Below are 23,909 nucleotides of genomic sequence, written 5' to 3' on the forward strand. Positions count from 1 at the left end.
TATGAGTGACAAAAGTAAATTCAACTTTTCTGAAGATGAGAAGGATAGTCAGATGACTAATGAGATGAATAAGGATAATGCTGTTGAAGAAAAGAAAAAAGCTGTACAAAAAGATGCACAAGGATTATTTGCTAGTGTAAAGACATTTTTAAATGAACTTCTCGACTTTAGAGATGATACTGATAGAGATGCTACAATAGCTGCAATTAAAGCAGATATTCCTTTTAAAGGAGCAACGGCATGGATTTTAATTTGTTCAATATTCGTAGCTTCTGTTGGTCTAAATGCAGACTCTACAGCTGTTGTTATTGGTGCTATGTTAATATCTCCTTTAATGGGACCTATTTTAGGTGTTGGTATGTCTATAGCGTTGAATGATATTGATACGCTTAAAAAGTCTCTTATCAATCTAGCAACTATGATCGTTCTGAGTTTATTAACAGCTTTTTTGTTCTTCAAATTCTTTCCTACAGCAGATATACCAAATGATGAAATTTGGGGACGTACCGAGCCGGATGTTCGTGACGTTTTAATTGCATTTTTTGGTGGAGCTGCTTTAATAATAGCTAGAACCAAGAAAGGAACTATAGCTTCAGTGATTTTTGGTGTGGCAATTGCTACGGCATTAATGCCGCCTCTTTGTGTCGCTGGATATGGCTTAGCACATAATTGGGATAATTTTGTTGGTGCAATGTATTTATTTACAATCAACACTATATTTATTGCATTAGCAACCTTTTTAGTATTGAAGGTTTTAAAGTTTCCAATGCTTAAATACGCCAACTCAAAAAAGCGTAAAAGGATAGGGCAGTTTGCATCTTTAGTAGCTATACTAGTTATGGCGCCTGCTATTTGGACATTTGTTAAATTCATTAAGCAAAGTGGTTTTGAACAAGATTATTATAGTTTTATTCAAGATGAAGTAAAATCTAATAATGAGCTTTGGTTACAAAATGGTACCATGAATACTGACGATAAAAAAATAACCTTATACTTTAATGGCGAAATTACGCAAGCGACTGAGGTTGATTTAAGAAATGAGTTGAAACGTTATGATAAAATAAGTGAATTTGAACTTGAAATCAGTGGTAATAAAAACAGAAGTTTCGATAAGTTATCTGACGCTTACGACCGTGCTATTACAGAGTTAGATAAAAAGGATCTTATAATTTCTGGTCTCGAAAAGCAGATAGAAGAATTACAAGAAAACATCTCTGGCTTAAACCAGCAGATAGAAGCAAAGAATACTAAAAACGATATTCCTTTCTCCAGTTTAGCTAAGGATACAAAGATAAGATTTGATGATTTAGAGTATTTTGGATACGCAAAAATGTTACAGTCTAAAGATTTTATAAAAATAGACACTCTTACTGTTGCCAATATAAAATGGAAAGCTTCAGTTAATGACAGTGTGGCTTTGGTGAAAGAAGGTGAGTTATTAGTATGGCTCAAACAAGCTTTAAAAACTGAAAAAATTAATATCAAAAGAGATTAATTATTGATTCTCTTCAATGTACATTTTTCTAACTTTTTTAAATAAGTTGGAAGAGTAAACAAAATCTGTAACAACTTGATTGTCGGTTTTGAATATGGTCTCTTTTGAGCCTTCCCAAGCTTTAAGACCATCTTTTAAGAAAACTATTTTTTCTCCGATTTCCATCACGGAATTCATATCATGAGAATTTATTACGGTAGTAATCTGATATTCGTCCGTAATTTCTTGTATTAAGTTATCTATAACAATAGCAGTCTTTGGATCTAAACCAGAGTTGGGTTCATCACAAAACAAATATTTTGGATTATTTACAATGGCACGTGCAATTGCTACACGCTTTTGCATACCTCCAGAGGCTTCACTTGGCATTTTATGATGTGCATCAGATAAGTTAACACGGTTTAGAACCAAGTTAACCCGATCTTCCATTTCGCTTTTACTTTGTTTTGTGAACATTCTTAATGGAAACATAACATTCTCAGCAATGGTCATAGAATCAAACAACGCACTGCCCTGAAAAACCATTCCGATTTCAGACCTTAAATCAGTTTTTTCATCAGTACTTAGATTTTTAAATATGCGTCCTTCGTACGAAATAGAGCCACCTTCATAATCAAAAAGACCAAGAAGGCATTTTAAAAAAACAGTTTTGCCAGATCCACTTTGACCTATGATTAAGTTTGTTTTTCCCTTCTCGAAAGAAGTAGAAATACCTTTCAAGATGTGGGCATCACCAAATGATTTTTGTAAATCCTTAACTTCTATCATATCATTAGCCTAATAATAAACTGGTTAGTAGAAAGTTTAATAATATAATGACCACACTGGTCCAAACAAACGATGTGGTACTGGCTTTACCCACTTCTAATGCACCACCTTTCATAAAATAACCATAGAAAGATGGAATCGTAGCAAGTACAAAAGCAAAAACTATCGTCTTTATAAAAGCATAAACCATATGGAAAACAATAAAATCCGTTTGTACTCCTTCAATATAATCTTCTAAGCTGCCATAACCTCCGTAGACACAAGCAACTAAACCACCAAGAATACCCAAAAACATAGCTATAGATATTATAAAAGGATAAAGCATTAAAGAAATAAACTTAGGAAACACTAGATAGTTAATGGCATTAATACCCATAACTTCTAAAGCATCAATTTGTTCAGTAACTCTCATAGTACCAATACTAGATGTAATAAAAGAGCCAACTTTACCAGCCATTATAATAGATATGAATGTTGGTGCAAATTCTAGAATTATCGATTGGCGCGTAGCAAAACCAACCAAGTATTTAGGAATAAGAGGATTACTGATATTAAGGGAGGTTTGTATAGCAACAACGCCTCCAACAAAAAAGCCAATAAAGGCAACAATACCTAATGAGCCAATGATAAGATCATCAACATCTTTAAGGATTAAAGTTTTCATCACAGACCATTTTGTGGGCTTGCGGAAAATGTCTTTAATCATTATAAAGTAAGTGCCAATATTATGAAGGTACTTCATCTAAGAATTTGTTACTGCTAAAGTATAAAAAATGATTAGTTTATTAATGTTAATTTAAACTAAGATATTGTAAAAGCCGTATTTTTGAAACAGAATTTAATGACATTTAAATTATGAAATATATATATATTATTATAATCTCTACACTACTGTCTTTTTCTTGTTATTCTCAGGAGGTGATGTTAACATCAAGTAAGAATACAACAGAATTAGTTGAGAATTCTAAACCAAAATTAATTATAGGTATTGTTGTTGATCAAATGCGTTATGACTATTTAACGCGTTTTGCGTCTAAGTTTGGTGAAGGTGGTTTTAAACGAATGATAAGAGAAGGATTTAATTGTAAGAATAACCATTTTAATTATGTACCTACATATACAGGTCCAGGGCATGCCTCTGTTTTTACAGGTACAACGCCTAAATATCATGGTGTAATTAGTAATAACTGGTACGATAAAGAAATTAAAGCAACTGTCTATTGCGCAGGTGACGATAGTGTGGCATCTGTTGGTAGTACAAGTGAGGCTGGTAAAATGTCGCCACACAGAATGTTAACTAGTACCTTTAGTGATGAGAACAGATTATTTACGCAAATGCGTGGCAAAACGATTGGTATTGCCATAAAGGACAGAGGTGCTATTTTACCAGCAGGTCATACAGCAAATGCAGCTTATTGGTTTAATGGCAAAGATGAAGGGAATTGGATTACGAGCACGTTTTATATGACATCATTACCTTCTTGGGTAAAAGATTTTAATAGTTCTGATGCTGCACAATCCTATTTTAAAACTTGGAATACGCTTTATGATATTTCAACATATACCGAGAGTGGCGCAGATGAAAATAAATTTGAAGGAGGATTTAGTGGAAAAGACAAAGCAACTTTTCCTTATGAGCTCGACAAATTAAAAGATAAGAATAAAGGTTTTGATATTTTAAAAGCAACACCTTTCGGTAATAGTTTAACCACTGATTTTGCTATTGCCGCAATTAAAGGTGAAGATCTTGGTAAAGACGCTATTACAGATGTGCTAACCGTTAGTTACAGTAGTACGGATTATGTAGGTCATAATTTTGGTGTTAATTCTAAAGAAGTGGAGGATACTTATATAAGGCTAGATAAGGATTTAGAACGGTTTTTTAAATACCTCGACAGCAATATTGGCGAAGGTGAATACACTGTTTTTTTAACAGCAGATCATGGGGCAGTGAATGTGCCTGCTTATTTACAATCAGTTAAAATTCCGGCTGGTTATTTGAACCGTGATTCTAGAAAAGAGAAATTTCAGAAGTTTTTAAAAGATACTTATGGGACAACTGATATTGTTGAAAAGGTAAGTAATAACCAGGTGTTTCTAAATAAACTAAAGCTTCAAGAGTTAGGGCTAAACCTCCATGAGGTAGAACAAGCTTTGGTAGATGAGCAGATTAGTTATAAAAATATTGCTAAAGTATATACGGCAACTACTATGAATAGTACTCAATTTACTTCTGGTATAGAAATGTTGTTACAAAATGGTTTTAATCAAAAACGCTCAGGTGATGTAATTGTTGTGGATGATATTGCGCATATTTCTTACAGCAGAACAGGTTCTACGCATGGAAGTGGTCTAAACTATGATACACATGTACCACTATTATTTTTTGGAAAAGGAATACAACATGGTGAAACGTATAACAAAACAGTAATACCAGATATTGCACCAACAATTTCAGCATTATTGGGTATTAGTTTTCCGAATGGATCAACAGGTAATATTTTGGGATTTGTAATTGATTAGTGTAAGGAAATGTGTAGTTGAAAATTCTTTTAATATAGTTTAAAACAAGAGGTAGATTACTACCTCTTGTTAGTTAAAAAAAACATCGTTCTAAGCTGGTACACAAACCTTTTTCTTTGCCCAACAACCACCTTCATATAATGGGCTCGTTTGAACAACTGTAGGACATGGAGTTACATGTACTAATTCGTAATGACAACATTCGTCACCAACTTGATCACCACAGTGATGTGTTAATGGTGTGAAACCACCGAAGACAGATTTTTGTTCAGCTTTGTTTAAAGCCTTTCCTAGATTCAATAAATTTTTCATAATTAAAATATTTAAAAATTAAATTAGCCTTGGTCATTTAAAGACACCCAAGGATTGTGTCTATTCCTCGCGATAGAATATTTTAGTTGTTAAATACATTAATTTTAATATGAATAAAAGAGGCTGTATGTCTTTACAGACAGCCTCTTTATTTCTGAAAATGAATATTAAACAGTATAACAACGTCCAGTTCTGGCGTTACAAAGTGAAGTGGTATCTCCAGTTGTATTCCAGCAATCTTCATTTGTATGACATGGTTCACCTGGACCTTGTAATCCATTAAACCCACCAAATACTTTTTTTTGTTCAGCTTTGTTTAAAACTGTTCCTAAACTCAATAAATTTTTCATAATTAAAATATTTAAAAATTAAATTAACCTTGATCATTTAAAGACACCCAAGGGATCTGTCTATTCCTCGCGAGAGAGTATTTTTAATTGGCAAGTATATTGTTATATTCTTAATCAACTAACAGATTCAATTTTGGGGTTAGTGATGGACTAGTTAAAGACTTCTCTAAAATAGAGAAGTCTTTAAATTTTAAGATACTAGCTTAATTAACGTGGTTCGTCCATGGCTTCTTCGTATTTTTTAAAAACGAACCAAGATGCCGAATCACAAGAGTTGCAACACCAATGATCACTGGCATCATTTAACATTCCTTGTGCTTGAGAACTTGTTAAAAGATAACTCACTTCACCTGTCACTCCATTGTAATAAGCACAGCTACCAAAACCACCGAACACAGATTTTTGTTCAGCTTTGTTTAAAGTTTTTCCTAGATTTAATAAATTTTTCATAATAAAAATATTTAAAAATTAAATTAACCTTAGTCATTTAAAGATCCCCAAGGGTTATGTCTGTTCCTAACGAGAGAATGTTTTAGTTAGTAAATACACTTTTTAATTGGTAAAAAAAGCGTTCAATTAACCGTAAGTCTTCAGTGATTATTTCTGCAGATCCACGCATTTCATATCTAAAAAGGATCTCTTTGTTATAAGATGTGATAAGTTTTGGAGGCAGTGCAACAGTAATAAGATAAAAACCATCTTCATCCGTCAGAAGTGAAATTGATTCAATTTCTCCTTTAATACTCCCAAATTCATTATCTGGATAATTTTCTAGTTTAATATTTACGGTTTGACCAGTCTTTATCTTTCCAGAGTTCTGCGCAGGCGTTTTAAGTTTAGCAATATAAGATGAGTTATACTCAGGTATGATTGTAAATAAAAGATCTCCTTGAGTTACATTTTGATTTTTTACCCATAATTTTGAAAATGCCACGTTACCATTAATATCTGAAGTAATAGTATATATCTTCTCCCATTCTATTAGTGCTCTTTTAAGTTGGTTAAAAGATTGAATTACATTTTTAAGTAAGCTTATATCTTCTCTCGTTTTTTTTATTGAGGTGCTCACGGCATTAGTTTTGGTATTATTAATGGATTCTTTTATTTGAGAAATAGAAGCATCCATATTCGCATAATTTCTTTCAGCTTGGAGATAATTTAATTCTTTTGATTCTAAGGTTTGTTTCGCAATAACCCCTTTTTTATACAGTTCTTGTTGCCTTTCTAAATCCCTTTTTTGAAATGCTAATTCAGCGGTATTAATTTGTTTTTGCGCCCTAAGTGTTTTTAATCTCGCATATAATTGCGTTTTAGAATATTGATTTCCACGTTGTTCATTACTAAATGGTTGATAGTCCTTATTTAATTGATATTCAATGTAACTATTTTCGAATAGAGCATATTCAGATTCAATATCACCAAGAAATAAGATAGGGAGCTCATCAATTGGGAATTTAAAATTTCGATTGTTGAGTTTTATTGTATCAATTACAGATTTGAGTAGTAAAATATGTTCGAAATTCGCTGTGTTTTCAATGAGAGCTAATATTTCATTTTCTTTTATTAATGTGTTATCTGAGATTAATATCGAGTCTAATTTGCCTGAAATTCGAGCATACTTTTTTTGAGGTGGAAGCTTAGTCGTTATTTGAGCTTCCGCAGCTATTATATCTGGATATTTTATAAACCACGATAGCATAAAAAACATTAGGATGAGAATTAGGATAAGTATATTCCCGTATCTAATCATCCAATTAGGGACTGCCTCAAGAAGTTCTTGTACTTGCTCACTTCTAAGTTCTATGTGATCTTTATGATTATCCATTATTTCCCAAGTTCTAGTTGATTCTTTACTAAGTTGTAGTAGTTCTTTTTATCTTTTATAAGTTGTTCATGGTTTCCTATTTCTACTATTTTTCCTTCATCTAAAACCACTATTTGATGAGCGTTCTTAACCGTACTCAGACGATGTGCAATTACAATGGCCGTTTTATCTTTAAAGAAGGTATTGAGCTTTTCCATAATTACTTTTTCGTTATTGGCATCTAAAGCGGAAGTGGCTTCATCAAAAAATAAGAATTTTGGATTTTTGTATACTGACCTAGCGATAAATAAGCGTTGTTTCTGCCCAGTACTTAATCCATTACCTTCACTTCCAATTTTAGTATTATAACTTAATGGGAGATTATCTATATAATCTGAAATATTGGCTACGTCAATAGCGTGTTTTAAACGATCAATATCTATAATATCTTCTCCAACAGCAATGTTATTTGCGATAGTATCATTAAATATGTAGCCTTCTTGCATCACTACACCGCAATTGGCTCTCCAAGTTCTTTGAGATACATTATTTAGGTTAAAGTTGCCAACATGAATATCTCCATTATCTATTTCATAGAAACGGAGCAGTAGTTTCATTAATGTAGTTTTTCCACTTCCGCTTGTCCCTACAATGGCTGTCGTTTTATTGGCTGGAATATTTAATGATAAATTTTTGATAACGGGTTCTATTCCACCTGTATACCTAAAAGAAACATTGTTAAGTTTTAGATCTGCTTGGTCTGGTATAGTTTTTATTTTTTGATCATCTGGTTTTTCTTCATCTTCCATGTTATGAATCTCACCAAGACGTTCAATAGATATTTTAGCATCTTGAACTTCGCGCATAAAATTAATAAGTTGCATTATAGGACCATTAAGCTGCCCTACCATATAACTAATAGCCATCATCATTCCTAAAGTAATTTCACCCTCTACAACTAAGGTTGCAGATAGGAATGTAATAAACATGTTCTTTAATTCATTTATAAGGTTAGAGCCAACACTTTGTGTTTGTTCTAGCGCTAAATTTTTTGATGCAATTTTAAATAATTTGGCCTGTACATATTCCCAGTTCCAGCGCATACGTCGTTCTGCATTATGCAGTTTAATTTCTTGCATCCCATTAATGAGCTCTATCACTTTACTTTGTTCTTCACTTACTTGTGAGAATCGTTTATAGTCTAATTCCTTTCGTTTTTTGAAGAAAAATAAGACCCATACGATATATAGAATACTCCCAATAACAAAAACACCAAATATTTGTAGACTATAAAAGGCGAGTACAAAACTGAAGATGATGAGGTTAAAAAATGAAAATAGAATAGTTAAAGAAGATGTTGTTAATATACGTTCTATTCGTTTATGATCATTTATGCGTTGTAATAAATCACCTGTCATTCTTACATCAAAATAAGAGATAGGTAATTTCATTAATTTGATAAAGAAGTCTGAAATTAATGAGATATTAATACGGGTACTAAGATGGAGTAAGATCCAACTTCTTATGATTTCTAATGTTGCTTTTCCTAAGAATAAGGCTAACTGTGCAAAAAGAATGAGGTAAATAAAGTTGAGGTCTTGGTTTTGTATACCAATATCTACAACGCTCTGTGTTAAAAACGGTAGTACTAATTGTAGTAAACTACCAGCAATTAATCCTATGACTAATTGAATGATGAATTTTTTGTACTTAAATAAGTATTTAAATATAAAATGGAATCCAAACTTTTCTCCCTCATCAAATTCAGATTGATATAATTTTGGAGTAGGCTCAATCATTAATGCAATACCTTCTTTGGTTTCTTCATTGGCATTTTCTCCAATCCAATGTTTTATAAAATCCTTTGTACTATATGTTATTAGACCATGAGCTGGGTCTGAGATATAAACTAAGTTCTTTTTAATTTTATAAAGAACAACATAGTGGTTATTATTCCAATGAATAATGCATGGTAATGGAGCTTCTCTTAGTTTTTTGAATGCTAATTTTATACCCAAAGAACGAAACCCAATTGATTCTGCAGCATCACTTATACCCATTAAACTACTACCTTCTCTTGTGGTTTCACTAAGTTGTCTTAGCGCTTGTGTATTAATGATTTTGCCATAGTGTTTAGCAATAATCTTAATACATGTTGGGCCACAATCTTTGGCTTCTGTTTGTTTATATGTTGGGAACTTTCTTTTCAAGTATAAAATAATTTATGTTTGAGAATTGAGCCTCTTTAAAATGAGGCTCAATAATTAGAGTGGTAAAAATTCAATTTGTTTTACCAATTCCAAACAAAGCTGAAGTCATCATTATCACAATAACCACCTGCTCCTTGGTATTCACATCTTCCATACTCGTTTAAGCAATAAGGTGCCATGCACACTTTACCACCAAATGATCCATTAATGTTTTTCAATTCTTCTTTTTTTAGGATTGTTCCTAAGTTTTTTAAATTTTTCATAATAAATTATTTATAAAAATTAAATTTGCCGTGAACATTTAGAGACACTCACAGATTGTGTCTATTCTTCGCGAGAGAATATTGTTCAATGCAAAGCCCTTTAATTAGGGCTTTGTCATTATCTATTTTGAGCTTTTACAAAAGGAATACTGTAATTGTTTGTGTCAAATTGCTCCATTAAATCGTCAATAAAGTAGATGAGATCACTTCGGTCATAGGTTTTTGGGTAGGACTGACCGTTAATAAGGATTTCTGGAGTAAAGTTTATGGCGTTTTCGGCACACCAATTAGAGGTGGCTTTTAGAGCGGGTATGTAAGCTTTTGGATTAGAGCAAGGGCTCCACTTTTTTAACCAATTTTCAGGGGTGTAATTGGTATAAATCTCATTCATAGCTTCCAAGCATTTATCCTGGCCTTCATTATTATGAAGCTCAAGCAGTTTTGTCGTTATTTTAAAAGCGGAGTCTTCTTCATCTTTTGGACTAATACTAAATCGAATGGTTAATTTGATATCGTTAGCATATTGTTTTAAAATTTGATAAGCTAAACCATGTGCTGCTTTACAGTGACCACACATTGGGTTTGAAATTAAAACAATATGAAAATTGCTATTTGTATTACCAAAAATAATTTCTTGCACATCATCAATTTCTGTTTTAATGATTTTAGACTTATTTAATTGGTCGCTAAAAAGCTCGAAATTTCTTTTGAATTTAAAATGTTTAAGCTTAATCTCCTGAAGTCCTTTATTATCTTTGTAGTATTTCGACGCTATTAACCAAAAAGCACTTACGCTAGTAAACGTAAGTGCAGTAATAAAGATTGATGTTATTGTATAGTTCGGTGAAAAATAAGCTATAGACAATCCAGCTTGCATCCACATAATGCCTACAATGCATAAACATAGAAAGCACCATTTCTTTATAACGACAGACTGGTAGTAAATAGAATATAATGTTATAGGTAACGCAATTAGGCTAATCAGTTTAGGTATAAAAATTGAACTATTGGCTGTTGCGAAAATGAGCGTTGTTAAAGCAATACCAATAAAATAGATTAAACTACAGTCACTAAGTTTTATATTACCATATAATGTTGCTCCTTTGGATGTTAAGACGGCGTTACAATTCTTTTTTTCTGTTGGATGAGAACAGAATGCATTACCTAATAAAGTAGATTCTCCTTGTTCTTGTTTCAAAATTGTAGCGGCAACGTAGACTCCTAACGCAGATAAAATTAGAAAACCATAGGTTTCTATATCTAAACTAAGACTTATAAGTGTTGAGACTAATAATACAGCTGAAGCAAATTTTAGTCCTTTTGATAAATAAGAAGTTTTGACATTTATATTGTTTTCGAGTTGCGACTCATCCTTATCGACTGCTAAAATAATGCCAGTAAATGAATCTAAAAAAGTAGATATTGAAACTGTCTTTTTATCATTTGGGTCAAAGATTAATTTATACTGATTTCTTTCTTTTTTAACTATAACAAATTGCTTTTGTGAATCAATATTGACCTGAGCTAAAAATGTATCTGGGAGTTGTTTTAATGTATCTAAAGTTATCGGAACATCTAATGCCAAATTCTCAATATTGAAATGGTCTAGTACTCCTGTAATTGAATGTAAACTTGGATAGGTTGGATGGCTTTTAATCTGAAAAGTTAACTCATTAGAATCAACGTTTATGCTATTGTACTTTAGTAATTGTTGTACTTGGTAACTAAGTGCGTCTTTCACAGTAAAGAGGGTTTTTATTTCTCTTCTGTTCAACTCCATTGGTATTTGTTACCCTAAATATTTTATTTTTTTCTTCGAAGGAATAAAATAACTACTACTAAAACTATAAAACCAAAAATAAAATAATAATAATATATCGAGAAATTACTTTCTAGCTTTAGTGCCCTTGTATCACCAATTAATACAAATGACGCCCAGTAGTATGGAGAGGATTGACTTAATGAATTTGCTTCTATATAACTTAATTTAGCGTTATGTAGTGCCAATGATTTGTTCTGACCTTGCTTTAGGTTTGTATAGAATGATTTTACGATGTCTAAAGTAGCTTTGTCATTTACTTCCCAGAGTGTAGGCATAACACTATGAGAACCAGAGTTAAAAAAGCTTCTTGATAAACTCATTACACCTTCACCATGATGTAGTTCTCCAAGAGACGTGTTACAAGCACTTAAAACAACTAACTCAGCTGAGTTTTTTAAACTATAAATATCCTCTAAATTTACTTTTTTATCATAAAATGAAATCCAAGGACTTATACTATCATTTGCATTCGCATGAGAAGCAATATGTATAATCTTATGATTATTACTTTCTTTAAAAAAAATATCTTCAGTAGCATACTCATTTAAAAGAGTCTTAGCTTTAAAATTACTATTAATAAATTCTAATTCATCTTTTGTATGTGGCAATGATGTTAGTTTAGAAGGAAACTTAATAGGTGCAAAAGCTATTATGTTATTAGTGTTCTTTCTTATTACCTTTTTGTTTTCACTTAAAAATGATAATGAATACGAATAGTTTATTTGATTGCTATAGATTAGGTAATTTAAATTTTTATTTGAAGTAGTAAGTGACTCAAATGGGATATTTTGTAAATAATAATCTGGCACTATTGTTAATATCTTATCTTTTAATAAAGGTTCAATTTGATCTGGAAATAGTGATTTATATATTTTGTAAGAAACCCCTTTAAAATGCTCTATAGACGCCTTGTCATTAAAGGGTGAGTCAATAAGATTACGATATTCGATTACTAAGTTTTTAAGTTCTTCAGTGTCTTTTATTTCAAAAAGAGTGGTATTGGAGGATGTAATAATAAGGCCATACCCTTCTTCATCTTTATCTTGATGTATTATGTATTCTATGTAGGCATTGTTGTCTTTTAAGAATTCGTTTTTAAATGTATCAAAATTTATAACCTCAGCAGGTTGAAGTGTTTTAAAATAAAACTTGTAATCTGCATCTAACGAATTTATATATAATTTATAATCGTCTTTTGCTAGAAGAAGTTGACTTTGAGTAGTATTTGCACTAGTATCAATAGAGCGTTTTTCTAGATCATTAATGTTATTTTTTAATTCTTGTTCACGTTCAAGTATAGTCTTTGGAATATTGGAATTATTTTTGGTAATTTTTAATGTTACGTCTTCGAGAAGGAGTAATGCTTTATTCTTTTCTATAAAGTAGAAGGCTTTTTCCGCATCATTTAAAAGATAGCAAACTTCAGTTGCTTTTAGATAGATGCCAGAGGCCGTTTTTCGCCAGAACAACTTTGATCTTTTATCTGTGTTTTCTATACGAGTTTCATCAGCTAAAAAATCTGCCAGCTCTAAGGTGTTAAAAACATTAATTTGATATTCTTCTTTATTTGGGTTTTCTTCAATTAGTTTTATCCAAATATTAGCTTTATCTACAAGAGCTGATATTAATTGAAATTTTGTATCAGAATTACTTAGGTCTAATTTTGAAGGTAGGTTTTTTACATCAGTAGTATCTAAATTCACTAATAAAGATATTGATTTTTGAATGTGAAAAAACGATTTAGTATAATTACCAAAATGTATATGGTGTTTACTTAAATTTCTATGTACTTGAGATTCTACAAATGGATTTGAAACATAGGCTAAGGCTTTTTCAAAATAGAATTGAGCTTCCATTTTTTCTTCTTTACGATATAATACACCCAAATCATTATAAGTCCTATTCAATAGCTCAGAATCTTTCAACTCTAAGGCAATCTTTAATGCTTTTTCTAGATTTTGTTTTCCATTTTTAAAATCATAATCTAAACGGTCTATATACAAATTACCTAACTGATTATACAGGGAATGAAAATAGCGATTATCAATAGTTATATTTGACTTAATAGAATCGGCTTTAGTGATGACTTTGATAAGTGTATTTACACCTTCTCGAAGGCTTTTAGGGGAATTAATTAATTTACATGCTTGAGCTATACCAAGCGCACTTTTTATTATGTAATCATAATCATCTTGGTCTTCTGCTATTGTCTGACTTAGCATGTAGTAGTCTTTTGATAAATGATATTGATCTGTAATAAAATATATTTCAGCAATATCATATGCACCTCTTAATACATATAAATCTTGTTTTTTATATGTCAATAATTTTTTGAATGTTGCTAAGGCATCATTTAAATTATTGTTTGAAAACTGATAATAACCTAAACCGTATATATTCCGTTTAAAAAGACTCTTATTATCATAGTTTATAGAATCCATAAGTGCTAAATTCTTTTTGCACAGTTCTATTGCTTTATTTGCCCAATCCCAACCTTGTTGCCATTGCCATCGAGTAATCTCAAAAGAGTCTTCTATTAAGAAATCTAATTGATTCTCACGTTTATGCTTTTTAAGTAATTTTTGAAATTCAATATCTTTTTCATTAGCAGTTAGCACAGAATCCTTGCTAATTTGATTGAACTCTGGTGATGTGTTTTGCGAAAAGCAATTTAAACAACATAAAACAAACAATGCAAATAGTAATCTAATAAAAAGATCTTTCATATTATAAATATAAAAAAGGATAGCCTATTAAGGCTATCCTTTTGAGAATTTTAAGTTATGTTTTACATTGTAAAACAATAACTGTAGTTAATTAACCAACTAGGTGTGTTTGGCGGTGGTGGAGGTGGCGGAATACCTTTCTTTCTCTGCGCGGTTCCATTAACATTGTGTGTTGTGTCGTTAGTAGTATCGCCTCCATTAGAATTTCCATCATTAAGCCAATCATACCAATCATTATCATCTGGATCTACTTCTGGTAATCCAATAGAAACCAAATATTGATTAAATTCTACTAAATCTACAATCCAACGTTCTACATTTCCGCAATTATCATTAGTGCTTTGAATCACATGATAAATACTAAAATGATTAGACATTAGATTATAATAGTGTACGTTAAATGGTCCAGTATAACTTGGATTATTAGGGTCACTATTGTAATCGTTTTCAATAAGATCCATGTTTAAATATAAATTGTATGTCGCATTACCGCCTCCTGGCAACGGAGTAGTCGAGTTCATAGTAGAAGTGGGCAATCCGTTTGATGATTTTGCCTGGTTCGAAGTCGCACTATTTGGTTCATTATCGCCTTTTGATAATTCTCCAGTTTCTACATTTTTATCGACAACTTCGGTTTCTTGTAGTATGTCTTCCTGAAGTTGATCAGTAGAGCAGCTAAAAGCAAATATTATTGCTAAAAAGCTTAAAATTTTTAGATGTTTTGTTTTCATAATATATGTTGTTTTAGCTTTATGTTCAAAAAATTTAATTTTGTTACCCAATAAATATAAAAGTTTATTTTTGTTATTCATAAAAAATAAGCGATTGACTGATAATTCCTTTTATTTAGATGCCTTGGTGAATAATGACGAAAGAATTATTAAGGTGATCTATCAAAATAATTTTTTCAAGGCAAAGTCTTTTGTTATGAAAAATAGTGGGCAACAAGAAGATGCTGAAGACGTTTTTCAAAAAGCCTTGTTGCAAATGGCCGTTAGGTATAAGAATGAAAAGTTTGTTATTAAAAACAGCTTTGAAGCTTATTTATTTACAGTTTGTAAAAATTTATGGCGAAGAGAATTAAATAAATCGAAATATAGGGTAACAAATAATGAGGTTTTTGAACTAAAGGATGACAACCAAGATATTGCGTTGGCAGTTTTAGAACAAAAACGGTGGGAATTATTCACAGAAAGTTTAGAGTTAATTTCCGAGAATTGTAAACAAATTTTAAAATTATATTTTGCAAAATTATCTTATGCAGATATAATGGATAAATTTAATTATAAATCAGAGACTGTGGTCAGGCAGCGCGTTTTTAAATGTAAAAACAGCCTAAAAGCGTATGTTAAAAAAGATAAGCGATTTAAAAACCTGACAACATTGTAATGGAGGACGACATTTTAATAGATAACTATTTAAAAGGACAACTATCTAAAAGTGATGAAAAATCATTTTTAGGACGCCTAAAAGCTGATAATGAATTTAATGAAAAATTTAGGTTAGAGGAACAACTCTTTCATACATTAAATGAGAATAGTTGGAGTTTTATTGAGCATAATACTACTGATGTTGATAATTATATCGAGCTTTTAAAAGATAAAGATTTACAAAATTTAAAAAAAACGCTAGCTCAAACCAATTCTGAATTTAATTCGTCATCGTCTAAACCTACTAGAAAACTATTTTATTACCTCGCTGCAGCTTCTATAGTTGTCTTTTTGGGCTTACAATTCTTTTCAAACTCTAGTGGTAATCTTTATGAAGAGTACATAGAATTAAATGATTTGCCCTCATTTGTTTCTAGAAGTGATAAATCAGATAAATTAGTGAAAGCTCAAAATTTATTTGAGAATAAATTATATAATGAGGCTCTTGCAGTCTTTAAATCTGTTCAAGCACAAACGGATGATGAAGGTAACTTAGCAATTTATAAAGGTATTACTGAAATGGAATTAGCTCTGTACAATGAGTCTGAAGAAACTTTTAATTCATTAATAAATAGTAATTTATTAGATGCTCCTAAGGGGTATTGGTATAAAGCCTTATTGTATCTAAAGCAAGATAAATTGGTTGAGTCTAAAGCGATTTTAAATAGAATAATTAGTGATAAGTTATATAATTATAAACAAGCGGAGGACTTGTTGAAAGATTTGGAATAAGAAAAAGTAGTTAAAAAAACTTTTTAAAGACTCCTTTCCAACGTAAATCTCTGATGAATTTCCCTTCTAGTTCTGAAACTAAAAATTCCGAAGCGTTAGATTTGGCCTTAAAATAGCCAGACATATAATTTCTAAACAATCTAAAGCTTCCTTTCTTATAGGCCAACTTTAATGCAGATATTAAAGTAATCCAAAAGCCATAGCGCATTTTATACATTGCTTCTCCCTGTAAATGTTTAGAGGCTTTATTATAAGATTCTCCCGTTGGTTTAAGGTGTTTTACATGAAGCGTTTCGTCAGTTAGAATTTCCCAACCGTGAAATTTTGCTAATAACTCATCGACAGTATCCCAACCCATAGATGCTTTTAATTTTCCTATTTGCTTAAAACATTCTTTTCTATAAGCTTTTAGTGCTCCTCTAATATGGTCCTTGTTTGTTAGGTTTTCTAATATCCATTTTTCATCTTTTTCTATATAACAAAAGCCTGATGCCATTCCTAATTTTGTATTCGTCTCAAAATGATTAGAAATTTTTTCTATATAGTTGGAAGGAAAGATGAGGTCTGCGTCAAATTTACAAATAACATCATAGTTTTCATCTAGTGTGTTTAGACCTTTATTAAAAGCATTTATTATTTTTGAGCCTGGCAAATGTTTATTAGACGATGTAGTGTTTATTAATGAAATCCATGGATAATTTTTAATATATTTCTCAACTATTGATTTTGTGTTATCAGTAGAATTATCATTAACGACAATAACTTTTTTAGGCAAATTTGTTTGATTTACTAACGACTCTAAAGTTCTACCTATAAAGTTTGCTTCGTTGTGCGCAGGAATGATAATGTAAAAGTTCAAAGTTTGAATGAATTTATACAAAGTTAAACTCTTTCAGCATAAACAATATAGTATCTATTTGTAAATCTTCTTAAAATAGGTCTTATGCCAAATTTTTTAACAGGGTTTGTCCACTTGTTACGGTCCTTAATTACCCATCCGGTTTTTTCTAATAGCCAATCAAGTTGCCAATCCTCAAACTCATGGTAATGTCTGTCCCACTTATCAGTTTTGCTTCTATACGCAGAAGCAAACCATAGACGCATAGGAATACTAATCACCAATTTCTTAGCTTTTATAGACTTTAAAACTTCATATGGAGATAATAAATGTTCAAATATTTCGAATGCTGTGATTACATCAGATTTAGAGTTTTCTATAGCAGATCTATCTTCATCTAAATCTTCTCCAGTGGTATTGTTAACCGTAAAGCCCTCAGCATTCATAATTTCAGAAAAAGGATTTTGTACACCTAAATCGAGAATCGTTTCAGATTTAGAAATATGCTTTTTTAAAAACTCTAAGGTGTGCTTAAATCGTTTATTTGGAAATGTTTTTTCGTACATAATCTCTTTCGCCTTTCGACGATTGTGAAGTTTAAATTTAGATAAAAACTTTACTAATTAATGTTTATAAACAATGGCATTTATATTCATACCTGCACCAACACTTGCAAAAATAATAATATCACCTTTATTAATTTCTTGCGTGTCTAATTCTCCTTTTAGAATCATGTCATACAAAGTTGGTACTGTAGCCACACTAGAATTTCCTAATGTAGTTATGGTCATTGGCATGATGCCTTCTGGCATTTGCATATCGTGTAATTTATAAAAACGCTTAACAATTGCTTCATCCATTTTTTCATTAGCCTGATGAATCAGTATTTTTTTGACATCTTTAATAGAAATACCACTTTTATCTAAACAAGATTTGAGCGCTTTTGGCACATTAGTAATTGCGAATTCATAGATCTTACGACCAAACATCTTAATATATCTACGTTTATCAGTAACCTCAGGATGGTTAGTTTCACCAAAGAAAATAAAGTGAGCTTCATCTAAAGCATATGTTGCTGTCTCATGAGCAATAATGCCACTATCGTCATTTGTTTCTTCAACAATAACAGCGCCAGCACCATCACTATATATCATAGAATCTCTATCGTGCTTATCAATAACACGCGATAAGGTTTCTGTGCCGATAACTAGACATCTTTTGGCAATACCAGATGCTATAAATGCCTTGGCTTGTATAACACCTTCTATCCAACCAGGACAGCCAAAAAGCAAATCATACCCAACACACTTCGGGTTTTCAATCTTCAGCAGATGTTTAACTCGAGATGCTATGCTTGGTACGGTATCGCTTTGCTCGTTATTGTGTTTAACATCACCATAATTATGAGCTACTATGATATAATCAATAGTTTCTTTATCAATATTTGCGTCGGCAATTGCTTTTTTAGAAGCAAAAAACGCCAAGTCAGAATTTAGTAAATTGTCCTTAAGATAGCGTCGTTCTTGTATACCAGTGATAGCTTCAAACTTTTCTACTATAACTTCGTTAGAACTATTAATAGTGGAACCATCAGCATTCAAAAATTCGTGATTATAAAAATCTTCATTTTTTTCGATAATACTTGGTATATAACTTCCTGTCCCTGTAATTCTAATTCCCATAGTTATTTTTTCGCTAAATCAGTATTGCGAAACTACTGAATAATAAAGAGTTTTTATTGATTTTATTTTTTGAAGCTTTCATTTTTAGTGAATTCGCAAGAATCACTATGTTTTGTATAGAAAATATAAAAAAAGTACTCGTTTCGAGTACTTTTTTAAATTATCGTTAAGCCTTATTAAGCGTCCATATATTCCTCAATTGGAGCACAACTACAGATTAAATTTCTGTCACCGTAAGCATCATCTACACGTCTAACTGTTGGCCAAAATTTATTGTCCATCACATACTCTAAAGGAAAAGCAGCAGCTTGTCTAGAATAAGGTAATAACCATTCGTCAGAAGTTAACATAGCTAATGTATGTGGAGCATTTTTTAAAACATTATTCTCATCATCTTTGGAAGTTTCATCAACTTCTTTTCTAATAGAGATCATAGCATCACAAAAACGATCCATTTCAGTTTTACTTTCACTTTCTGTTGGCTCAATCATCATGGTTCCTGCAACTGGAAAAGATACTGTTGGTGCATGGAAACCATAATCCATAAGACGTTTTGCAATATCGGTAACTTCTATGCCATTGGCTTTAAAATCTCGACAGTCTATTATCATTTCGTGAGCAGCACGTCCATTTTCTCCTGTATATAGTGTAGGATAAAAACCTTCTAATCGTTCTTTGATATAGTTGGCATTTAATATTGCTACTTCAGTCGCTTTTTTAAGTCCTTTTGCACCTAACATTTTTATATAGCCATAAGAAATTATACAAGCTAAGGATGAGCCAAAAGGTGCAGCTGAAATTGCCGAAATGGCTTGGTGTCCACCAGTTTTTATTATTGGATTACCTGGTAAAAAAGGAACCAATTGTTCTGCAACACAAATCGGTCCTACACCTGGGCCACCACCTCCATGAGGTATAGCGAAGGTCTTATGTAAGTTGAGGTGACAAACATCTGCGCCTATATTACCTGGATTGGTTAAACCAACTTGGGCATTCATATTAGCACCATCCATATAAACTTGACCACCATTATCATGTATAATTTGAGTAATTTCTTTAATGGCAGATTCGTAAACACCATGTGTTGATGGATATGTAACCATTAAAGCCGATAGATTGTCTTTATGTAATTCTGCTTTTTCTCTTAAATCATCGACATCGATATTTCCATCTTCAGATGCTTTTGTTACAACAACTTTCATACCTGCCATAACAGCACTTGCAGGATTTGTTCCGTGCGCTGAAGAAGGGATTAAGCATATTTTTCTATGATGATCACCACGAGACTCGTGATATGCTCGTATGACCATTAAACCTGCAAACTCTCCTTGTGCACCAGAGTTTGGTTGCAGAGATGTTGCTGCAAAACCAGTGATTTCTGTAAGTTGGTTCTCTAAAGAATTTAGCATTAATTTATAACCAGCTGCTTGATCTGATGGAGCAAATGGATGCATATTACCCCAATTGCTCCAACTTAATGGTAGCATTTCTGATGCTGCATTTAATTTCATTGTGCAAGAGCCTAAAGAAATCATAGAATGATTTAGTGCTAAATCTTTGCGTTCTAATCGTTTTATATAACGCATTAATTCAGTCTCAGAATGGTAAGCGTTAAAAACCTCAAAAGTCAAAAATTGAGATTTACGTTGCAATTCCTTAGGAATTGTATCTGACTCAGAAATTGAAGTTATCTTATCTGTTTTATTTCCTGTTACGGTTTCAAAAATTGAAACAATTTCATTTAGGTCTGAAATAGTTGTTGTTTCGTTAATTGCAATAGTAACTGTATTGTTGTCTGGATAGTAAAAGTTAACTTCTTTCTTTTCAGCCTCATATTTTACTTTAACAGGGTCTGCCTTGATTTGAATTGTGTCAAAATAATGAGAATTTGCTTGTTCTAAGCCTAATTTTTCTAATGCTTTTGAAAGGGTAGATGTAGAGTTCTTAACTTTATCTGCAATAAACTTTAAACCTTGTGGTCCATGATAAACTGCATACATACCTGCCATTACGGCTAATAATACTTGGGCTGTACATATGTTAGATGTTGCTCTATCTCGTTTTATGTGCTGTTCTCTGGTTTGCAAAGCCATTCGTAGAGCTCTGTTTCCATTAGAATCTTTTGTAACTCCTATAATACGACCAGGAATATCTCTTTTATAAGCTTCTTTAGTTGCAAAATATGCTGCATGTGGTCCACCATAGCCCATCGGAATACCAAATCGTTGAGTTGTACCAACAACAACATCAGCACCAAATTTACCTGGAGCTTCTAGTTTGATTAAACTTAAAATATCTGCTGCGACTGCAACTTTTATATTTGCGGCGTTTGCCTTGGCTATAAAAGATTTAATATCGGTAATTTGACCATTTTTACCTGGATATTGTAATAAAGCTCCAAAGAAATCTTCACTTAAGTTAAATTCTGCTTCATTACCAATAACAAGTTCAATACCGATTGGCGTAGCCCTTGTTTCTAGTAATGAAATTGTCTGTGGTAATACTAAATCAGAAACAAAAAACTTATTTATACCTGCTTTCTTTTGACTGCGATCTCTCACAGCAAATAGTAAACTCATGGCCTCAGCTGCGGCAGTACTTTCATCTAAAAGCGATGCATTGGCAATTTCCATTCCTGAAAGGTCAATGACCATGGTCTGAAAATTTAAAAGTGCTTCTAAACGCCCTTGGGCAATCTCAGCTTGATAAGGCGTGTAAGCTGTATACCAGCCTGGATTTTCTAAAATATTACGTTGTATTACAGCGGGTAAGTTAGAAGGATTGTAACCTAAACCTATATAAGATTTATAAACTTTGTTAAGTTGTGATAATTTATAAATATGACTTAAGTATTCTTGTTCGCTCATTGCTTCATCAAGGTCTAAATCAGATTTTAGACGTATACCTGCAGGTATTGTTTCAGAAACTAATTGTTCAATACTTGTAACACCAATGGTGTTTAACATGGCTTTTTGTTCACCTGAATTTGGGCCAATATGTCTAAGTGCAAAAGAGGTTGTATCCATTCTTTAAAACGCTATTTTTTTTTGATATGCAAAAATACGGATTTACCCTTTTTATTTAGTTAATGAAAACTAAAGTTTTTAACCGAAAGACTGGTTTATTAACACATTACCTATTTTTGTATTATGGAGGTGTTAAAACGTATAGTTAATTTTTATCTAGATAGCAGTATTCATGTTGCATTTGCCGTATTTGCATTAACATGGGTAACACTACTTCAGTTTGATCTTGACTATGATAAGAATGTACTCTATTTTGTATTTTTTGCAACAATCACTGGTTATAATTTTGTCAAATACTTTGGTGTAGCTAAATTTCATCATAGGAGTTTAGCGTTTTGGTTAAAAGCGATTCAGGTATTTTCATTTATAGCGTTCATTGCTATGTGTTATTATGCGTTGAGGTTAGAGTTGAGATCGCTCTTTTATTTATCCATTTTTGGTGTTATCACATTTTTATATGCTATTCCGCTATTACCGATGCATTATTTTAGAGATAACCAAAAAAATTTAAGGCAAATAAGCGGACTGAAAATTTATGTCATCGCCGTTGTTTGGAGTTTTACTACAGTCTTTTTGCCAATAGTAGATAATGAGCTTATTTTAAATGCTGATGTTATAATTGTAAGTGTTCAGCGTTTTATCTTCATTATAGTTTTAATGTTACCTTTTGAGATACGAGATTTAAACTATGATAGTTTAAAGTTGGCTACAATTCCTCAAAAAATAGGTATAAAAAAGACTAAACTTATTGGAGTTCTGTTGCTTATGGTATTCTTCTTTTTAGAATATTTTAAAGATGAGTTAAGTAGTGACACTATTGTCTCAACATTACTAATAATGTCAATAACACTTTTGTTTGTTGTTTTTTCAAACAAAAATCAATCTAAATATTATAGTGCTTTTTGGGTGGAAGGTCTGCCTTTAATTTGGTTATTAATTTTATTGATGTTTCGCTAGCTCTTTCTCAAAAGCGGATTGTAATTTTTCTTTAGCAGAATTATCTAATGCTTCAATTTTTTCAGACCTTATAAGCTTCGTTAACTTTGTATTGCGAGCTGTGTATTTTCTGCAAGCATTACAATATAATAAATGTAAGTTGAGCTTTACTTTTTCCCAAAAGCTTGCTTCTTTATATTGTGTCTTGTCACAAACGTGATTCGCTTCTTGACAACTTAATTTTATGTTACTCATAATATAATTTAAAACCAATTTTTTTGCATACAATCCGCTAAGGCTGTTCGCGCTCTATGGATAATTACCCAAAGGTTAGACGCTGTAATATCTAAATCATTACAAATTGTTTCTGTATCGTAACCTAATATTGTTTTCATTTTAAAAACATTAGCCTGCTTTTGAGGTAATTTTCCAAGACAGTCGTGTATGGCATCACCTAATTCAGAATTCTCTAATGTATCTTCTGCTGTTTTATCAAAAGGATCTGCAACACGTTCTTCTAACCAATCTCCTTCAGATTCTGCATCACTGTTGTAACTCATTCTAACTTCAGCTTTCCCTTTTTTAGAATTAATTTTACGATAGTGATCTATAATTTTTCGTTTCAGAATTGATATGAGCCATGTACGTTCGCTAGCTTCACCTTTAAAGTTCGCCATCGACTTTAAACCAGCTAAAAAAGTTTCGGACACTAAATCTTGAGCGGTTTCTCTGTCACTAACACGTGTTATAGTGTAGTTAAAGAGATAATCAGAATATTGTTTTATCCAGTTGTTTGGATCTATTGTATGGTTAGCCATTTTCTTTTTTCATTGCTGAATCAAAAATAGGATAAAAATTTGAGATTATAATGAGCAGAGAAATATTGCATACAAACTGTTCTGTTAGACATAATTGCTTTTTTTACTATCTTTAACTTTATCAATCATTTTATTCTCTAAAAGACTATCAAGACGTATCATATTTTATTAATC

General features: G+C 31.7%; 22 protein-coding genes. 5 read left to right on the forward strand and 17 right to left on the reverse strand.

The window, feature by feature from the left end:
* Position 1 precedes the first annotated feature (1 nt).
* Positions 2-1,495 (forward strand): DUF389 domain-containing protein, encoded by a 1,494-nt coding sequence (locus ACFWU4_RS15120; RefSeq protein WP_411129383.1) that lies wholly within the window; start codon positions 2-4, stop codon positions 1,493-1,495.
* On the opposite strand, the gene ACFWU4_RS15125 is transcribed toward ACFWU4_RS15120, so the two are convergent.
* The gene (locus ACFWU4_RS15125; RefSeq protein WP_411129385.1) at positions 1,496-2,263 is read right to left on the reverse strand and encodes an ABC transporter ATP-binding protein; all 768 of its coding nucleotides are present in this window, start codon (positions 2,261-2,263) and stop codon (positions 1,496-1,498) included.
* Positions 2,264-2,267: 4 nt separating this feature from the next.
* Positions 2,268-3,005: an MlaE family ABC transporter permease gene (locus tag ACFWU4_RS15130; RefSeq protein WP_411129387.1), complete on the reverse strand. Its 738-nt coding sequence runs from the start codon at positions 3,003-3,005 to the stop codon at positions 2,268-2,270.
* Between the two features lie 113 nt (positions 3,006-3,118).
* Here ACFWU4_RS15130 and pafA point away from each other — a divergent pair, with 113 nt between their 5' ends.
* Positions 3,119-4,786, forward strand: coding sequence for an alkaline phosphatase PafA (gene pafA, locus ACFWU4_RS15135; protein ID WP_411129389.1), 1,668 nt, complete (start codon positions 3,119-3,121; stop codon positions 4,784-4,786).
* Between the two features lie 90 nt (positions 4,787-4,876).
* Here the strand turns inward: pafA and ACFWU4_RS15140 are convergent, their stop codons facing one another.
* The 9 genes from ACFWU4_RS15140 to ACFWU4_RS15180 form a co-directional block, all read right to left on the reverse strand.
* Positions 4,877-5,098 carry a hypothetical protein gene (locus tag ACFWU4_RS15140; RefSeq protein ID WP_411129391.1) on the reverse strand — a complete coding sequence of 74 codons (222 nt, stop codon included), beginning with the start codon at positions 5,096-5,098 and terminating at the stop codon, positions 4,877-4,879.
* A gap of 167 nt (positions 5,099-5,265) precedes the next feature.
* On the reverse strand, positions 5,266-5,448 hold the full coding sequence (locus ACFWU4_RS15145) for a hypothetical protein (RefSeq protein WP_411129393.1): 183 nt from the start codon (positions 5,446-5,448) through the stop codon (positions 5,266-5,268).
* A 207-nt stretch (positions 5,449-5,655) separates the two neighbouring features.
* Positions 5,656-5,898, reverse strand: a complete 243-nt coding sequence (locus ACFWU4_RS15150; protein WP_411129395.1) for a hypothetical protein — start codon at positions 5,896-5,898, stop codon at positions 5,656-5,658.
* An 82-nt stretch (positions 5,899-5,980) separates the two neighbouring features.
* Positions 5,981-7,273 carry an HlyD family secretion protein gene (locus ACFWU4_RS15155; protein ID WP_411129396.1) on the reverse strand — a complete coding sequence of 431 codons (1,293 nt, stop codon included), beginning with the start codon at positions 7,271-7,273 and terminating at the stop codon, positions 5,981-5,983.
* Positions 7,273-9,462, reverse strand: a complete 2,190-nt coding sequence (locus ACFWU4_RS15160) for a peptidase domain-containing ABC transporter (RefSeq protein WP_411129398.1) — start codon at positions 9,460-9,462, stop codon at positions 7,273-7,275. The genes ACFWU4_RS15155 and ACFWU4_RS15160 overlap by 1 nt, the downstream gene beginning before the upstream one ends.
* 80 nt (positions 9,463-9,542) lie before the next feature.
* Positions 9,543-9,725: a hypothetical protein gene (locus ACFWU4_RS15165; protein ID WP_411129400.1), complete on the reverse strand. Its 183-nt coding sequence runs from the start codon at positions 9,723-9,725 to the stop codon at positions 9,543-9,545.
* A 118-nt stretch (positions 9,726-9,843) separates the two neighbouring features.
* A complete protein-coding gene (locus tag ACFWU4_RS15170; protein ID WP_411129402.1) occupies positions 9,844-11,466 on the reverse strand; it encodes a vitamin K epoxide reductase family protein in 1,623 nt (540 codons plus the stop codon).
* Between the two features lie 62 nt (positions 11,467-11,528).
* Entirely contained in the window at positions 11,529-14,273 is a 2,745-nt protein-coding gene (locus ACFWU4_RS15175; protein WP_411129404.1) for a CHAT domain-containing protein, read from the reverse strand.
* 62 nt (positions 14,274-14,335) lie between these two features.
* Positions 14,336-15,004, reverse strand: coding sequence for a hypothetical protein (locus ACFWU4_RS15180; protein ID WP_411129406.1), 669 nt, complete (start codon positions 15,002-15,004; stop codon positions 14,336-14,338).
* A gap of 94 nt (positions 15,005-15,098) precedes the next feature.
* Between ACFWU4_RS15180 and ACFWU4_RS15185 the strand changes: the two genes are divergently transcribed.
* Both ACFWU4_RS15185 and ACFWU4_RS15190 read left to right on the forward strand, forming a co-directional pair.
* Positions 15,099-15,662: an RNA polymerase sigma factor gene (locus ACFWU4_RS15185; RefSeq protein ID WP_411129408.1), complete on the forward strand. Its 564-nt coding sequence runs from the start codon at positions 15,099-15,101 to the stop codon at positions 15,660-15,662.
* Positions 15,662-16,435: a hypothetical protein gene (locus ACFWU4_RS15190; RefSeq protein ID WP_411129409.1), complete on the forward strand. Its 774-nt coding sequence runs from the start codon at positions 15,662-15,664 to the stop codon at positions 16,433-16,435. Before ACFWU4_RS15185 ends, ACFWU4_RS15190 begins: the two co-directional genes overlap by 1 nt.
* 10 nt (positions 16,436-16,445) lie before the next feature.
* On the opposite strand, the gene ACFWU4_RS15195 is transcribed toward ACFWU4_RS15190, so the two are convergent.
* The 4 genes from ACFWU4_RS15195 to gcvP form a co-directional block, all read right to left on the reverse strand.
* Complete coding sequence (locus ACFWU4_RS15195) at positions 16,446-17,294, reverse strand: glycosyltransferase family 2 protein (RefSeq protein ID WP_411129411.1); 849 nt, start codon at positions 17,292-17,294, stop codon at positions 16,446-16,448.
* A 23-nt stretch (positions 17,295-17,317) separates the two neighbouring features.
* A complete protein-coding gene (locus ACFWU4_RS15200; protein WP_411129413.1) occupies positions 17,318-17,839 on the reverse strand; it encodes a methyltransferase in 522 nt (173 codons plus the stop codon).
* 57 nt (positions 17,840-17,896) lie between these two features.
* Positions 17,897-18,955: a 3-oxoacyl-ACP synthase III family protein gene (locus ACFWU4_RS15205; protein WP_411129415.1), complete on the reverse strand. Its 1,059-nt coding sequence runs from the start codon at positions 18,953-18,955 to the stop codon at positions 17,897-17,899.
* Between the two features lie 176 nt (positions 18,956-19,131).
* Positions 19,132-21,981, reverse strand: coding sequence for an aminomethyl-transferring glycine dehydrogenase (gene gcvP / locus ACFWU4_RS15210; protein ID WP_411129416.1), 2,850 nt, complete (start codon positions 21,979-21,981; stop codon positions 19,132-19,134).
* Between the two features lie 123 nt (positions 21,982-22,104).
* On the opposite strand from gcvP, the gene ACFWU4_RS15215 reads away from it, so the two are divergent.
* Entirely contained in the window at positions 22,105-22,938 is an 834-nt protein-coding gene (locus ACFWU4_RS15215) for a hypothetical protein (RefSeq protein WP_411129418.1), read from the forward strand.
* On the opposite strand, the gene ACFWU4_RS15220 is transcribed toward ACFWU4_RS15215, so the two are convergent.
* Together ACFWU4_RS15220 and ACFWU4_RS15225 are read right to left on the reverse strand one after the other, a co-directional pair.
* Complete coding sequence (locus ACFWU4_RS15220) at positions 22,921-23,172, reverse strand: hypothetical protein (RefSeq protein WP_411129420.1); 252 nt, start codon at positions 23,170-23,172, stop codon at positions 22,921-22,923. The two genes, ACFWU4_RS15215 and ACFWU4_RS15220, sit on opposite strands and share 18 nt — an antisense overlap.
* Before the next feature lie 8 nt (positions 23,173-23,180).
* Positions 23,181-23,735: a sigma-70 family RNA polymerase sigma factor gene (locus ACFWU4_RS15225; protein ID WP_411129422.1), complete on the reverse strand. Its 555-nt coding sequence runs from the start codon at positions 23,733-23,735 to the stop codon at positions 23,181-23,183.
* Positions 23,736-23,909 lie beyond the last annotated feature (174 nt).

It is taken from the genome of Winogradskyella sp. PE311 (assembly GCF_046545555.1).
Classification (GTDB): domain Bacteria; phylum Bacteroidota; class Bacteroidia; order Flavobacteriales; family Flavobacteriaceae; genus Winogradskyella.

Excerpts from the sequence above, each read along its gene's own strand:
- ACFWU4_RS15120 (WP_411129383.1), top strand. The coding sequence starts at position 2 with ATGAGTGACAAAAGTAAATTCAACTTTTCTGAAGATGAGAAGGATAGT.
- ACFWU4_RS15125 (WP_411129385.1), bottom strand. The coding sequence starts at position 2,263 with ATGATAGAAGTTAAGGATTTACAAAAATCATTTGGTGATGCCCACATC.
- ACFWU4_RS15130 (WP_411129387.1), bottom strand. The coding sequence starts at position 3,005 with ATGAAGTACCTTCATAATATTGGCACTTACTTTATAATGATTAAAGAC.
- pafA (WP_411129389.1), top strand. The coding sequence starts at position 3,119 with ATGAAATATATATATATTATTATAATCTCTACACTACTGTCTTTTTCT.
- ACFWU4_RS15140 (WP_411129391.1), bottom strand. The coding sequence starts at position 5,098 with ATGAAAAATTTATTGAATCTAGGAAAGGCTTTAAACAAAGCTGAACAA.
- ACFWU4_RS15145 (WP_411129393.1), bottom strand. The coding sequence starts at position 5,448 with ATGAAAAATTTATTGAGTTTAGGAACAGTTTTAAACAAAGCTGAACAA.
- ACFWU4_RS15150 (WP_411129395.1), bottom strand. The coding sequence starts at position 5,898 with ATGAAAAATTTATTAAATCTAGGAAAAACTTTAAACAAAGCTGAACAA.
- ACFWU4_RS15155 (WP_411129396.1), bottom strand. The coding sequence starts at position 7,273 with ATGGATAATCATAAAGATCACATAGAACTTAGAAGTGAGCAAGTACAA.
- ACFWU4_RS15165 (WP_411129400.1), bottom strand. The coding sequence starts at position 9,725 with ATGAAAAATTTAAAAAACTTAGGAACAATCCTAAAAAAAGAAGAATTG.
- ACFWU4_RS15175 (WP_411129404.1), bottom strand. The coding sequence starts at position 14,273 with ATGAAAGATCTTTTTATTAGATTACTATTTGCATTGTTTGTTTTATGT.
- ACFWU4_RS15180 (WP_411129406.1), bottom strand. The coding sequence starts at position 15,004 with ATGAAAACAAAACATCTAAAAATTTTAAGCTTTTTAGCAATAATATTT.
- ACFWU4_RS15190 (WP_411129409.1), top strand. The coding sequence starts at position 15,662 with ATGGAGGACGACATTTTAATAGATAACTATTTAAAAGGACAACTATCT.
- ACFWU4_RS15200 (WP_411129413.1), bottom strand. The coding sequence starts at position 17,839 with ATGTACGAAAAAACATTTCCAAATAAACGATTTAAGCACACCTTAGAG.
- ACFWU4_RS15205 (WP_411129415.1), bottom strand. The coding sequence starts at position 18,955 with ATGGGAATTAGAATTACAGGGACAGGAAGTTATATACCAAGTATTATC.
- gcvP (WP_411129416.1), bottom strand. The coding sequence starts at position 21,981 with ATGGATACAACCTCTTTTGCACTTAGACATATTGGCCCAAATTCAGGT.
- ACFWU4_RS15215 (WP_411129418.1), top strand. The coding sequence starts at position 22,105 with ATGGAGGTGTTAAAACGTATAGTTAATTTTTATCTAGATAGCAGTATT.
- ACFWU4_RS15220 (WP_411129420.1), bottom strand. The coding sequence starts at position 23,172 with ATGAGTAACATAAAATTAAGTTGTCAAGAAGCGAATCACGTTTGTGAC.
- ACFWU4_RS15225 (WP_411129422.1), bottom strand. The coding sequence starts at position 23,735 with ATGGCTAACCATACAATAGATCCAAACAACTGGATAAAACAATATTCT.